At 43.0% G+C, this 13503-nt stretch carries 14 protein-coding genes; 7 read left to right on the top strand and 7 right to left on the bottom strand.

Annotation, left to right across the window (positions count from 1 at the left end; genetic code table 11):
- Positions 1-244 precede the first annotated feature (244 nt).
- Positions 245-1831, top strand: a complete 1587-nt coding sequence (locus tag AB4407_RS11095; RefSeq protein WP_372120583.1) for a BCCT family transporter — start codon at positions 245-247, stop codon at positions 1829-1831.
- 112 nt (positions 1832-1943) lie between these two features.
- On the opposite strand, the gene AB4407_RS11090 is transcribed toward AB4407_RS11095, so the two are convergent.
- The 7 genes from AB4407_RS11090 to AB4407_RS11060 all read right to left on the bottom strand — a co-directional run bounded on the left by AB4407_RS11090 (position 1944) and on the right by AB4407_RS11060 (position 7280).
- Positions 1944-2420, bottom strand: coding sequence for a GNAT family N-acetyltransferase (locus AB4407_RS11090; RefSeq protein ID WP_372120582.1), 477 nt, complete (start codon positions 2418-2420; stop codon positions 1944-1946).
- Positions 2421-2525: 105 nt separating this feature from the next.
- Complete coding sequence (locus AB4407_RS11085) at positions 2526-3044, bottom strand: GNAT family N-acetyltransferase (RefSeq protein ID WP_372120581.1); 519 nt, start codon at positions 3042-3044, stop codon at positions 2526-2528.
- Positions 3045-3189: 145 nt separating this feature from the next.
- On the bottom strand, positions 3190-3339 hold the full coding sequence (locus AB4407_RS11080) for a hypothetical protein (RefSeq protein WP_170213741.1): 150 nt from the start codon (positions 3337-3339) through the stop codon (positions 3190-3192).
- A 93-nt stretch (positions 3340-3432) separates the two neighbouring features.
- Complete coding sequence (locus tag AB4407_RS11075; protein ID WP_372120580.1) at positions 3433-3789, bottom strand: hypothetical protein; 357 nt, start codon at positions 3787-3789, stop codon at positions 3433-3435.
- Between the two features lie 101 nt (positions 3790-3890).
- Positions 3891-4304, bottom strand: a complete 414-nt coding sequence (locus tag AB4407_RS11070; RefSeq protein ID WP_372120579.1) for a lysozyme inhibitor LprI family protein — start codon at positions 4302-4304, stop codon at positions 3891-3893.
- 214 nt (positions 4305-4518) lie between these two features.
- Positions 4519-5766, bottom strand: a complete 1248-nt coding sequence (locus tag AB4407_RS11065) for a RidA family protein (RefSeq protein ID WP_372120578.1) — start codon at positions 5764-5766, stop codon at positions 4519-4521.
- Between the two features lie 629 nt (positions 5767-6395).
- Positions 6396-7280, bottom strand: a complete 885-nt coding sequence (locus AB4407_RS11060) for an AraC family transcriptional regulator (protein ID WP_055318921.1) — start codon at positions 7278-7280, stop codon at positions 6396-6398.
- A 193-nt stretch (positions 7281-7473) separates the two neighbouring features.
- Between AB4407_RS11060 and AB4407_RS11055 the strand changes: the two genes are divergently transcribed.
- The 6 genes from AB4407_RS11055 (at position 7474) to AB4407_RS11030 (ending at position 13464) form a co-directional block, all read left to right on the top strand.
- Positions 7474-8622, top strand: a complete 1149-nt coding sequence (locus tag AB4407_RS11055; protein ID WP_372120577.1) for an iron-containing alcohol dehydrogenase — start codon at positions 7474-7476, stop codon at positions 8620-8622.
- Between the two features lie 235 nt (positions 8623-8857).
- On the top strand, positions 8858-9604 hold the full coding sequence (locus AB4407_RS11050) for an amino acid ABC transporter ATP-binding protein (RefSeq protein ID WP_372120576.1): 747 nt from the start codon (positions 8858-8860) through the stop codon (positions 9602-9604).
- Entirely contained in the window at positions 9604-10401 is a 798-nt protein-coding gene (locus tag AB4407_RS11045) for an amino acid ABC transporter permease (RefSeq protein ID WP_009845515.1), read from the top strand. Before AB4407_RS11050 ends, AB4407_RS11045 begins: the two co-directional genes overlap by 1 nt.
- Before the next feature lie 12 nt (positions 10402-10413).
- Complete coding sequence (locus AB4407_RS11040) at positions 10414-11223, top strand: transporter substrate-binding domain-containing protein (RefSeq protein ID WP_017093706.1); 810 nt, start codon at positions 10414-10416, stop codon at positions 11221-11223.
- Positions 11224-11400: 177 nt separating this feature from the next.
- Positions 11401-12327, top strand: a complete 927-nt coding sequence (locus AB4407_RS11035; RefSeq protein WP_372120575.1) for an amino acid ABC transporter permease — start codon at positions 11401-11403, stop codon at positions 12325-12327.
- Between the two features lie 192 nt (positions 12328-12519).
- The gene (locus tag AB4407_RS11030; protein WP_048662587.1) at positions 12520-13464 is read left to right on the top strand and encodes an ADP-ribosylglycohydrolase family protein; all 945 of its coding nucleotides are present in this window, start codon (positions 12520-12522) and stop codon (positions 13462-13464) included.
- Positions 13465-13503 lie beyond the last annotated feature (39 nt).

The following is a 13503-nucleotide window of genomic DNA, read 5'->3' as shown; positions in this document are numbered from 1 at the left end:
ATCCGCGATGAACCAAAAAATAGGGGCTTAAAAAACAAAATCATGATTTAAATTCTGTAATAATCCGCATCAAAACTAACCAAAAAGTAGGGAATTATTGACGATTTGGGATTATTTTATGAAATCGCCCACTTTTTGATAACAAATATGTTAGTATCAGCGGCTTTTTTGACGAGCCTCACATTTTTATCCAAATGTGGGAGAAATACATAGGCTTGAAAGAGCCAAATATAGCGAAGAAATAATGTCCAACTTGACGCAAGTCGCCAACGAAAACATCAACGCAGAATCTACTTCTATCAATTTCAATAAAGCTCAATCTTTGGGTGAAAAGCTGGAACTCGGAAACCCAGTTTTTTGGCTAAGTGGCAGTTTTCTGACCCTCTTTGTCATCCTTGCTTTCACCAATACCTCCGTATTGTCCGAACTTGTCAACATCGGCTTTAGTTATTCAACTAAATGGTTCGGTGCTTTTTGGCAAGTCCTACTACTACTTAATTTCATGATCGGTTTGGTGCTTGCACTAAGTCGCACTGGCCACGTTCGTTTAGGGATGCTTTCCTTACCAGAAATGACCACGTTTAAATGGATGTCTATCATCCTGTGTACTCTCCTTGCAGGCGGTGGCGTTTTCTGGGCAGCCGCAGAGCCAATTGCTCACTTTGTTTCAGCTCCACCACTGTATGGCAACGCAGATTCTCAAGCGATGGCATTCAATGCATTATCACAATCTTTCATGCACTGGGGTTTCCTTGCATGGGCTATCTTAGGTGGTCTTTCTTCTATCGTACTTATGCACTTGCACTACGAAAAAGGCCTTCCTCTTAAGCCTCGCACCCTGCTTTACCCAGTACTGGGCGACAAGGCAATCAACAGCTGGATAGGTAACGTCGTTGATGCGTGCAGCATTGTGGCAGTAGCCGCAGGTACAATCGGCCCTATCGGCTTCCTTGGCTTGCAAATCAGCTACGCACTGAGCGAACTGTTTGGAATTTCTGACAGCTTTGCTACCCAAAGCGTCGTTATTCTATTCGCTATTGCCATGTATACGCTGTCGGCATTGAGTGGTCTAAGTAAAGGCATCCAACTGGTTAGCCGTTACAACATCATCTTGTCAGTGTGCCTCATCGTTTACATCCTTCTTGTTGGACCAACCAGCTTTATCATTGATGGTTACCTACAAGGCATCGGTGAAATGGTCGACAACTTCATCCCAATGGCTCTATACCGCCAAGATACGGCGTGGCTAGGTGGCTGGACAGTATTCTTCTGGGGTTGGTTCTTAGGTTATGGCCCAATGATGGCGATCTTCATTGCTCGCATCTCACGTGGCCGAACGATTCGCCAAATGATCGTTTCTATCAGCATCGTTGCACCGCTTGTAACTTGTTTTTGGTTCAGCATAGTTGGTGGTAGTGGCTTAGCGTTTGAATTAGAGAACCCAGGCGTAATATCTAGCGCATTCGAAGGTTTCAACCTTCCTGCTGTACTACTGGCTATTACTTCGCAACTGCCGTTCCCGACTCTGATTGCAATCTTGTTCCTTATCCTAACGACCACGTTCATCGTGACCACAGGTGACTCAATGACCTACACCATCAGTGTAGTAATGACAGGTACAACAGAGCCTAACTCAGCAGTTAGAACATTCTGGGGCGTCATTATGGGTGCAGTAGCTATCGCGCTTATCTCAATGGGCTCTGGCGGTATCTCAGCTCTGCAGTCGTTCATTGTGATTACTGCTGTTCCTGTTTCGTTTATCTTGCTGCCATGTCTATGGCATGCACCTAAGATCGCAAAGCAGATGGCAAGAGATCAAGGCATCGCTTAATACCTAATCCGATTTAGTTTCGGATAGCGTAGAACACTAAAAAGCCACTCAAGTGATTTACCTGAGTGGCTTTGTTGTATCTGTAGCGTTATCTATATCTAAGATACGTTTTCTAGTTTGTTGGAGCTTCATGGTTAAAACACTGTCTAGTCACCAAACCCCATTTTTCGTCCTGATATTGATCTTCCACGTAGTTACCTGATGTGTAGTCATTAACGACCTCTATCCAGAACTTAACTGCATGCTCTGCGCCCAGTACTTGCTTGATCTCCCAACTGCCTTTTAGATGTTCAAACAGTTCACAGATGAACCGTTTTCCTGCTTTGTTTTTACGAAAATAGGGCACAACATAGAAGTCGCAGATCTCAAACTCGTTTGGCACTTTGGTTTCAATGGCTGTTAACGCAGCAGGGACACCATCAATGTAGAGTAAATAGCCCGTTACGGTATCGCCAAGCGTCGGATAAATCTCGAACAAGCCGTACTCGTCAGGCTTATCGCCGATGATTTTTGAAAACTCGGCCGCATAGCCCTGATACAAATTTGCATATACCTGCTGATTGCCACTATACACTGTCACAATGTTCATAAACTGATCTCTGTATTATGTCGCACCACAGTTGCTATGAGCTCATCTTGTCTAAATCTATTCTCGTATTGATCATAGAACAGATAATAAATATCAAACATTCGCTTAAGAAAGTATCGCTTTACGGTAATAATTGGCGTCTTGGTTTTGCCCTTTAAATACAATGTAATTCTCTACATGCGTAACTAAGTCAAAACCGGCCTTGGATAAGATTTTATTTGAGCCGACATTACCCACTAACGCATAGGCATCAACATATTTAAGATTTGTCTGTTCCGTCAAGTAGACTAGAAACTGCTTTACTGCCTTAGACGCAATTCCTTTAGAACCAAAGGAATGACCCACTCGATAGCCTAGCTCACCACTGTGAGCGCTCTGGTCGATATCACGAATGTTGATTCTTCCACAGACTGTGCCATTGGCGTCCTTGATCAACATAGGGATCATCTCTCCGTTTTCATATTCAGTGAGAAAGCCGATGATTTGCTCGGCCACACCTGCATTTGAATAAAAGCGATCATCCCTAGCTGGAACAAATTGCTCAAACCACTCTCTATTTTCAACTTCAAACTCCAATAAAGCACTGACATCGCTTGGGTGAAGTAAGTGTAAAAATACATCCATAAATAATCGCCTACACTTATTTAATATGTCATGTTCAAACCTGATACTAAAATCACAAACAAGCCGAAGCAATTATGCGAGAGCCTTTAAGTCAGTTGGAATAGTGATAGTTGGCAGTGGTTCAAAAATTCCACGAGACTATTTACTAAAACAGCCCAACCAACACGACTGACAACAGTACGCCGCCGATAAAGCTTGGGGCATGAAATGGTCGAGCTTTAGATCTAACATACTCTTTCTCAAGATCTTCTTGGTAAGTTTTGACGGCGAGTTCTTTTACGTAGTTATTTTGCATAATAAGCTCCTTCTCTATGAATAGAAGAAGCTTAATACTTAAAGTTAAGTTGAGGTAAAGTGAAATTTTACATTAATTGTGCATATAAGATTGTTACTCGAGCATGACTCTAAACACATCATTGTTCACACCACCAACATCCACTAACTCTCCCGGCTTCATAAGAAGTAAGGTGTTTAATTGCCGCTTTGAACGTGGTGCTCTATTTTCTCTGATCACTAACATATCAACTAAGTAACCTGAGTTTTGCTTTGATAGTGAGCCCGAGAAAGTAACACTCTCTCTTCTATCGGCTAGAACCGAATTAAATGTTTTATCTTCTAAGACACCCGCCGAGATCGACGTCTCGCCATAAAAAAGCGTGATAGTTGTCGGATCAAGTGTTAGCTCTTGATTAGATGAACACCCCACTATCGCTAGGCACAACAAAAAAATAACTCGAAATTGCATACAATTAATTTTCTTTCTCACATTCTAATTCTATTTTCGGTTCTTGGTACATCGCTTCTATGAGCCCCAACGTAGTTACTCGTAATCAAGTTTAAGCTTCTTTAATCTGGAACTGAATAGGTACCTTTAAAATACTCGATACGCTCTAAAATCATTCTTAGCTTACACTCTTCGATTTGAACCCCGGCCCAAACAGAAGGCGTATACGCTTGACCAATAAATTCACACTCAGCGTCTCTATATTTCAACCAAGCTTGTTGAGCTCTTCGGAAAGGTTCTTCTAGATCGATGTGAAACTCGATTTTTTGCAATTCGGCTTCTTCCTCGACTATTCGCATAATGGCTTCTTGATATGTTTTATCGAGATCGATGTTTGCTACTTTCATTTTCTCTTCGACACACAGATAACCCGCAGTAACCCCTCCACCTTCAACGTTACAAGGATCTTCATCATCAACAGCGAAACAAGATGTAGTAACTAACGCCAGTAAAATTAATGACTTTTTCAAAAGCACCTCCAATACAGTCTAAAATCTGCGATATCTACTCGACAAGCACTAGTTCGAATCACCAGTATTGATCATTTCTTCGGGCTCAGGCTAGCTAAACGTTTAACTAACTATTTCTAACGGTATGAGAGTGTTCGGTACAGCCGACAATTTAACGAAGGAGCAGATCAGATCATCACCGACAATCTGACCGCTTAGTTTGAAGTGGGTTTAATTATGTTTAAGCAATTACATCTTGTGGTGGCGTGCCTTCACAGTTAGAAACGACGGCATCAATTTGGATTAGAGCATTCATAGGAATTTCAGAAACTCCGACTACCGTTCTTGCCGGTAAATCAGCATTAAAGAACGTTGTGTAAATCTCGTTCACCGCGTCAATATCTGAAATATCCTTAAGTTGAATATTAATTTTCACCGTATCGTCCATGCTGTGGTCAACACTTTCAATGATCGCCTTAATATTGTTCAAACATTGTTGAGCTTGTTCTTTTACACCACCAGCAACCACTTGATTTGTTTTCGGGTCTAAAGGTAATTGACCTGAAATATGATTGTAGTGAGAAAAAGCAACAGTATGCGAATAAGGCATGAATGGTGCAGCAACAGTATTATTGGTTTCAATAACCAGTAAGCGAGTGTCTTCTGGTAATTGCGGTGGTGTACCGTCGCCATGTGAAACGGATGTATCAATTTGAATTAAAGCGCCCATTGGTAATTCAGCTGCGTTAACAACGGTACGAGCAGGAACGTAGCTTGGGAAGAATTTAGCACACACTTCATTTACCACTTCCGCATCTGCGATATTTTTTAAGTAGATAGTCGTTTTAACCACATCATTCATGACATGACCGATGCTTTCTAGAATCGCTTTAATGTTTGCTAAACATTGTGACGTTTGCGCTTCGATACCACCATCAACCAACTCACCTGTGGTTACATCGATAGGCAATTGAGCTGAAAGGTTGTTGTAGTGAGAAAAAGCAGCTGTCTGCGTCGATACAGCACTTTGAGGCGCATTATCTGTATTTCTTGATACCTTAACTAGCGCACAAGGTGCTTGTGGTTTAGTACCTTCGCCGTTAGAAATAAGCGCATCCATTTGCACTAGCGCATCGCTGTTTGGTAGTGCAGCAACACCCACAACAGTACGTGTAGGTAGGCTGTTGTTAAAGAAGCTTTTGTAAACTTCATCGATAGCAGCAATATCAGAAATGTTTTTCACGAAAATATTAATCTTTACGACATCATCCATAACATGATCGATGCTTTCAACAATAGCTTTGATATTATTTAAACATTGTACTGCTTGATCTTTAATATCACCAATTACTATTTCTCCCGTTTTAGGGTCAACAGGAAGTTGAGCCGAAAAGTTATTATAATGAGAAAAAGCGACCGTTTGTGTAGATACAGAATTAATTGGTGCATTTTCAGTATTTCTTGAAATTTTAATGATATCGCTACTCATCGGAATTATCCTTTTAATAATATAGGAATACGTATTTATATTTAACAATCGTATTGGAAAGAATGATTAAAGTAGCGCCATGTTAAGTGAATTATTTTAGGGTAAACGTGATACCCGTCAGACTCCAAGGTGACTATAAATCAGCAAGTTACAGGATAATTAGTCATCACACGACTAATTATCCGTCATACTAGGCTTTATCAACTGCTAAATTCTATTTAATTTTAAGTCTATTCAATAATCCTGAATACTCTCTCTGAGAATACGGTGAGTAATTCCCGAATTTTAGATAATATTTGATAGGTTGTTCACAATAAATCAGCCTTATTATCAGAACCATTGAACTACCACAGAAATATCCTGCATAAACTCTTAAGCAATTTAACTAATTATTTTAAAGAGGCTGTTTTATACAAGTAAGTTAATAATATGTTCGATACTCAAATGCCAATAGTCTAACAACACCCATTATTAGATACATATCCTCATATAATTAAACAATTGAGAAGCCTAGGGTAACAGCAGAGAAAGGTGGTTGTGATACTAAGAAGTGGTGCTTTCTAAAATGAAGATGGCGTCAGACGAATTATCGACGCCATAGCTTTCGGGACATAAATATTGAGTAAAAACTAAACCGCTCTTGGGGTGGTATTGAAGTGGCGCTTAAATTCTCGGCTGAATTGGGATGGGCTGGAGTAGCCGACTCGGCGTGCGGCATCGTTGATTCGCAGGCCTTCTAACTGGATCAGCTCTTTGGCTTTGTTGAGCCTTACCTTCTTCAAGTATTGAAGTGGCGATTCAAAGGTGACGTTACGGAAAGCATTATGGAAAGCAGACACACTCATGTTCGCTTCATCGGCTAGCGATTGAACGGTAATGGTTTGGTCATACTCTTCATGTACTTTAGACAGTGCTTTGGCAACACGTGCGTAATGGCCGTCGTGATGGGCGAGATCGAATAACACACGCCCTTCTGAACCGGTTAGGGCGCGGTAGACAATTTCGCTGACCATGGCATCACCCAATATGTTGGCTTCGATGTCGCAATGCAGCATTTTCACCAATCGAGTAAAACTTTCTAGCATTTGCTCTTCCATCGGCGTGGACTCTAAGCCGCTAGAATTCTGTTTGTGCTTATTGCAGTAGCTCTCAAGAAAGCCTTGGTCTTCTAACTTTTTTACCAAGCTGTGCAAACGTTGAGAGTCAATGTTGATAGATAAACCAAGTAATGGTTCGCCATTAACAGGCAAGGCCTCACACTCCAACGGCATTGGCACACCGACTACAAGGTAATCTCCTGCTGCGTAAGTTACTGGGCGTTCGCCAATATAGATGTTCTTTTTACCTTGCCCGAGCATTATGATGCCAGATTGGTAAGTAAAAGGCTGACGCTGATTGCCACCGCTGCTTCTATATAACCACACGCCGTCAATTTCTGTTTCTCTGATCCCTTCGAGATCATCCCAACCTTTGTGTTCAACGTAAGACTGCATTAACTGAGCGAGTGTATTCATAACTGGCGATATTCCATTCAAGGTGCGGAGTGTATTTGCACAAAAGCCCAAAAAGAATAACAAGTTTGTAGAAATAGGCAATTAATTTGGAGAAACTGGCCTTCACCACCCTAAATTCCTGTACTAATATGCAAATATAGAAATTGAGCAACACATCAGAATAAAAAATCTAGCTTTACACAAGGAACCTACAATGCAATTTACTTATGTTAACCCTACAGTCATCCACTTCGGCCAAGGCCAAATCAACGCTATCAGCCAAGCGGTTGATACTTCAAAGAAAGTACTTGTCATCTACGGTGGCGGCTCAATCAAAAGCAATGGTGTTTACGACCAAGTAGTCGCATCTCTTAAAGATCACGCTTGGATTGAGTTTTCTGGTGTTGAAGCAAACCCAACCAAAGAGACGCTAGATAAAGCCGTCGCTCTTGTTAAAGAAGAAAACGTAGAATTCATTATCGCTGTTGGCGGTGGTTCGGTAATCGATGGTTCTAAGTATGTTGCTGCAGCGGCTAAATACGACGGTGACGGTTGGGACATCCTAGCGGGCAAACACCAAGTAACAGAAGCGACGCCAATCGGCGCAGTGCTGACGCTTCCTGCTACAGGGTCTGAATCTAACATGGGTGCAGTAATCACTCGTAAAGCAACTCAAGAAAAATTGGCATTCATGAACCCTGCGGTACAGCCTAAGTTTGCAGTAATGGACCCAGATGTAATGAAGTCTCTACCAGAGCGCCAATTAGTGAATGGTCTGGTTGATGCTTGGGTACACGTATGTGAGCAATACATCACAATGCCAACAGACGCGATGGTTCAAGACGGTTACGCAGAAACTCTGCTGAAAAACCTACTTGTACTGGGTAAGCAATACGACGAGCGTGACAACGACGCATGGCGTGCCAACCTAATGTGGACAGCAAACCAAGCGCTTAACGGCCTGATTGGTACGGGTGTTCCTCAAGATTGGGCAACACACATGATTGGCCATGAGTTCACAGCACTATGGCACGTAGACCACGCGCGTTCTCTTGCGATTGTTCAACCTTCACTACTTCGTAATCAAATCGAAGCGAAGCGTGGCAAGCTAGAGCAAATGGGTCGCAACGTATTTGGCCTAGAAGCGGGGGCTGATTTAGCCGAGCGTACAATCGCGGCAATCGAAGCCTTTTACCACAGCCTAGACGTTCCAACCATGTTCGACGGTTACGAAGCAACGAAAGCGGCAGCAATCGACAACGTTGTTGCTCAACTTGAATCACACGGTTACCTGCAACTTGGCGAAAACCAAGCAATCACGCCAGAGAAAACGCGTGAGATTTTAGAGTCTGCGATTCAATAGCAGTCAAAATTAGAGCAAGGAAAACAAGGTTCTAAAGAAAATCACCATAATCTAAAAATTTATTCCGTGAAACTGAACCAAATTCTTTGCCTTTGCGTATATCCTCAAGCAGCGTCCAAATCAGGCGCTGCTTTTTAATTTGCCCTACAAGATGCTATTAAATTCTCATAAGTCCTTAATTTAATGTGCAATCATATTTCTATATTGTTAAGGTAAACCTGTCTCTTTATTAGGTATGAACAACGATTTGAACAATCTCAAGGAAATGGTTAAGTTTAAGTCACTTAACAAGTGGTATGGTGATTTTCATGCCCTAAGGGATATCGATTTAAAGATTGAACAAGGAGAGATACTGGTGATTTGCGGGCCATCAGGTTCGGGTAAATCAACTTTAATCCGTTGTATCAATCAGCTAGAACCTTTCGAAAGTGGCGAGCTTTGCGTGTTAGAACAAGTACTTCCGAGTAAATTCAACACACCTGGCCAAGTTGGAATGGTGTTTCAGCATTTTCATTTATTCCCCCATCTTACCGTGCTTGAAAACCTGACTCTGTCGCCGATTCGTACGCTGAAAAAAAGCAAACGAGAAGCCGAGAAGCTTGCAATGCACTATCTCGAGCGCGTACACATCGCTGAACAAGCCAACAAATACCCAGTACAACTTTCTGGCGGTCAGCAACAACGTGTAGCTATCGCCCGTTCGCTGTGCATGAAGCCTGAATTACTGCTTTTTGATGAACCGACTTCAGCGCTTGATCCGGAGATGATCAACGAAGTGCTCGACGTGATGGTTGAATTGGCGAGCGAAGGTATCACCATGGTGTGTGTGACCCACGAAATGGGCTTTGCGAAACAAGTGGCCGACCGCGTTATCTTCATGGATGAAGGACAAATTGTGGAATCGAATACGCCACAAGCGCTCTTTGAAAACCCTCAACATGAACGTACTCAAGCGTTCCTAAATCAGATCCTGACTTATTGATGTTGATTCGAATTATTAAACCCGCCCTATCTGCTTTGGTACAGATTGTTGTACTGGTGGCTGCTGTTGTTTGGATTCTCGACTCTGGCGCACAAACCATGGGATACAGCTGGCAATGGGAGCGTGTGCCGGACTATATTGCTTTCTATGAAGATGGTGAATGGTGGCCTGCAGAATTAGTTGAAGGGCTACTGGTTACCATCAATATCTCTCTGATTTCTTTGGTTGCTACGCTGATCATTGGTTTAACGACGGCGCTATTGAGGAACTCAAATTCTGTGGTTGGACGCACCTTAGCCACCAGCTATGTTGAGTTGATTCGTAACACGCCGTTATTAGTACAAATTTATTTGCTCTATTTTGTATTTGGCCCCGTGTTAGGGCTGGATCGCTTTAGCACTGCCGTTTTAGCCTTGGCACTTTTCCAAGGCGCTTACACCGCCGAGATATTTCGTGCCGGTTTAAATGGTATTGCGAGAGGACAATTTGAAGCAGCTCAATCCTTGGGATTATCAAAGACCTATACTTACTGGGATGTGATTCTTCCTCAGGTGGTGCAACGCACCTTGCCACCTTTGACCAATGAAGTGATCTCTCTAATTAAAAACTCTTCGATTGTGAGTGTCATGGCTATTTTCGACCTGACAACCGAAGCCAGAAACATTGTTTCTGAAACCGCGATGCCATTCGAGATTTGGTTCTCTGTGGCGATCATTTATCTTGCTCTTACACTTTCACTTTCTGCCGTTGCTGCTTGGCTTGAGCATAAGCTCGGAGCTAACTGGCGAACACAATAAGGATTTATCAGCATGAAGCTATTTAAAACCGCGATTACAGCCCTACTTGCGCTTGCCGTAAGTTTGCCTGCACTTGCTTCTGAAACGCCTAACCTCGATAAAATCAACGAACGTGGCTCACTGCGCGTTGGTATGTCGACATTTGTTCCTTGGGCGATGCGTAACAAACAAGGCGATCTCGTTGGCTTTGAAATCGACGTGGCGAAACGCCTTGCCGAAGATTCAGGTTGGAAAGTCGAATTTGTACCTACGGCATGGGACGGCATTATCCCTTCTCTATTATCGAAGAAGTTTGATGTGATCATCGGCGGTATGTCTATTACTGAAGCGCGAGCTAAAAGCGTACTGTTCACTGAACCATACTCGCACTCTGGTGTTCAACTGGCTGCTAATAAAGAGCTAGCGGAAGGTTTTACTCAGATCTCTGATTTTGATTCTCGTCGCGTGAAAATTGCTGCTCGTCGTGGTGCGTTCACAGTTCAAGTGGCTCGTGAAACCTTCCCTAAAGCGAAAGTTCTACAGTTCGATGACGATGCTCAAGCATTCCAAGAAGTGTTAAACGGCAACGCGCACGCGGTTATCGCGTCTAGCCCGAAACCAGAACACGAAGCGATCAAAAACGCAGACACGCTATTTATTCCATTTGAAGAGCGTCTATCCAAAGGTAACGAAGCATTTGCAGTTCGCCTGGGTGAAACTGACAAGGCAGAGTTCTTCAACGAATGGATCAAAGCACGTACTGAAGACGGTTGGTTGAAAGAGCGTTACGAGTACTGGTTCTCTACTTTAGATTGGCAAGACCAGATTGCTCAAGGTCAGTAATCTGAAGTTGAGCTCACTTTTTAATATGAGCTAATCTGTCGAATCTAAATCAAGGCAGTGCACTGTTTGCACTGCCTTCTCATCGACGATTTAAGTAGCCTTTTTAAGTAGCTTTATTTGATTCGTCTTAGATCCAAGCAACAACCCAATAATAATTAATGTTTAAACAGGAATGACGTGAGTAGTACTAGCGCATTAACAACACCTAAGCCCAACGTTCATATGAAGCCTTGGTATCAACGCCTTACTCTTTTAGATGGTGTGTTACTCGCTGTCATTTGTGTGTTTGCAGGCTGGCTTTATTATCGCTCTGCTGTTGGTATTAACTACCAGTGGCGCTGGGAAGATGCGTTTACCCTGATTTTTATTCCGCCATCCGAAGGTAACGTCCCGTACTTTTTCCAAGGCTTGATCGCCACACTGCGCTTGAGTGTCTGGAGCATAGTGTTAGCACTCTCTTTTGGCACATTACTTGGCGTCGCAAGGCACTCCAAAATCGCTTTCTTCAGAACGCCTGCACTGATTTTTATCCAGTTGGTTCGAAATATTCCGCCACTGGTGTTTGTCTTCATCTTCTATTTCTTCGTTTCTAACCAACTGATTCCATTACTTGGTTTAGAAAGTATCTTACGTGAGCATAATGGCGAGATTAACGCTGCTCAAGGTTTCCTGTTCGGCCCAGCTAACCTTTGGGAAAACTTAGCGTCTGGTGTTATTTGTATTGGCTTACTCTCTTCTGCTTATATCGCGGAAGTGATTCGAGCGGGTTTAGAAGGTATTCCTAAAGGCCAATGGGAAGCGGCCGATTCGCTTGGCTTATCTGCATTGTCTAAGTATCGATTTGTGGTAGGCCCACAGGTGTTAACTGCCATCACCCCACCATTGGCTGGCCAAGCAATCTCCTTGGTTAAAGACACGTCGATTGTGTCTCTGATTTCGATCCAAGAGATGACGTTTGTTGGTACTGAGATGGCAAACTCTTCAGGTTTGATCTTCGAGATCTGGCTGATTGTTGGCTTCGTATATTTTACTTTGTGCTTTGCACTTTCGCGTCTATTCAAAGTGATTGAGCAGCGTTCTAGCGCCTACCTTAACCATCAGTAACACCATTAATCAAAAGTATCGACTCGCCCGACTATTCATTGCCCTTATCAATTTCACCTGATTGGTTTAAGCTATTGACTAATCAGGATTTATCTCTTCATATTTCTTCTTAGAAACACAGCAAAATACTCGCCTAATCACTATACTTAAAGTATCGAACTGCGTTGATTCTTCTCAAGGACATCACTCAACATGGACAATCATAAAGAAAGAGCTTTTTACGCTGTTGTTGGCGCCTTGGTTGGCGACGCCGCTTCAATGGGGCTGCACTGGCTGTATGACCAAGAGAGAATCTTACACGTAGCGGGTTTTGAGCCAGAGTTTCGCTCACCGAATCAGTTCGATTACCAAGACAAGGGCTACTTTGCGCACCAAGGTAAAACCGCAGGTGAACAATCGCAATACGGTGCTCAGCTCTTGGCGATGGTCGACAGCTTAGTCGACAATAAAGAATACGATGAAGCGAGTTACATCAAACACTTCCGCTTCTGGTTTGATTTTGGTGGCAGTTGGCGAGGTTACATTGATAAAGCCACTCGTATGAGCTTGCTGAACATCCATCAATTAGAACTAGAGAACGCCCCAATTACAGCTTGTGGCGCAGACGACACGCAGCTCCCCGCAGTGTCAAAGATCATTCCATTGGTGGCGTGTACTTACACCTCTCACACCTTACCAGCGATGGTAGAGAGCGCGGTACGAGTGACCAACAACAACGACAAAGCCGTGGAATGGGCGCAAGCCATCACCCTGTTGATTCAAGCAGCGATACAAGGTAATTCACCACTACAGTCGGTAGAAATAGTGCGACAAACTTGCAGCAGATTTATACATGATCAAATCGATGAAGCATTGGCTGAACCTGAGCTTTCAATAACAGATGCCGCGAAGAAGTTCGGATTGCATTGTGAATTGAGTGCCGCGTTTCCACTGTTGATTCGCATCATTGCGGGTGCTCAGAGCTTTAAACAAGCTATTCGAGATAACATCTTATGTGGCGGTGATAGCTGCGGTCGTGCGATTGTGATTGGCGCGGTATTAGCGACTTGCTTCTATGAAGAAGACGGAGCGATTCCAACAGAATGGCTAAACCAAGTCGAACTCAATGGTGGTGTTTTGTCTTTGCCGATTGAGTGATTCCCACAATAACGAACTAAAGTCTGACATAAGACAAGC

The organism is Vibrio sp. 10N.261.46.E11 (genome assembly GCF_041472735.1).
Taxonomy (GTDB): Bacteria; Pseudomonadota; Gammaproteobacteria; order Enterobacterales; family Vibrionaceae; genus Vibrio.
The sequence above is the reverse complement of the archived record's forward strand: the minus strand, read 5'-3'. Positions and strand labels throughout refer to the sequence as shown.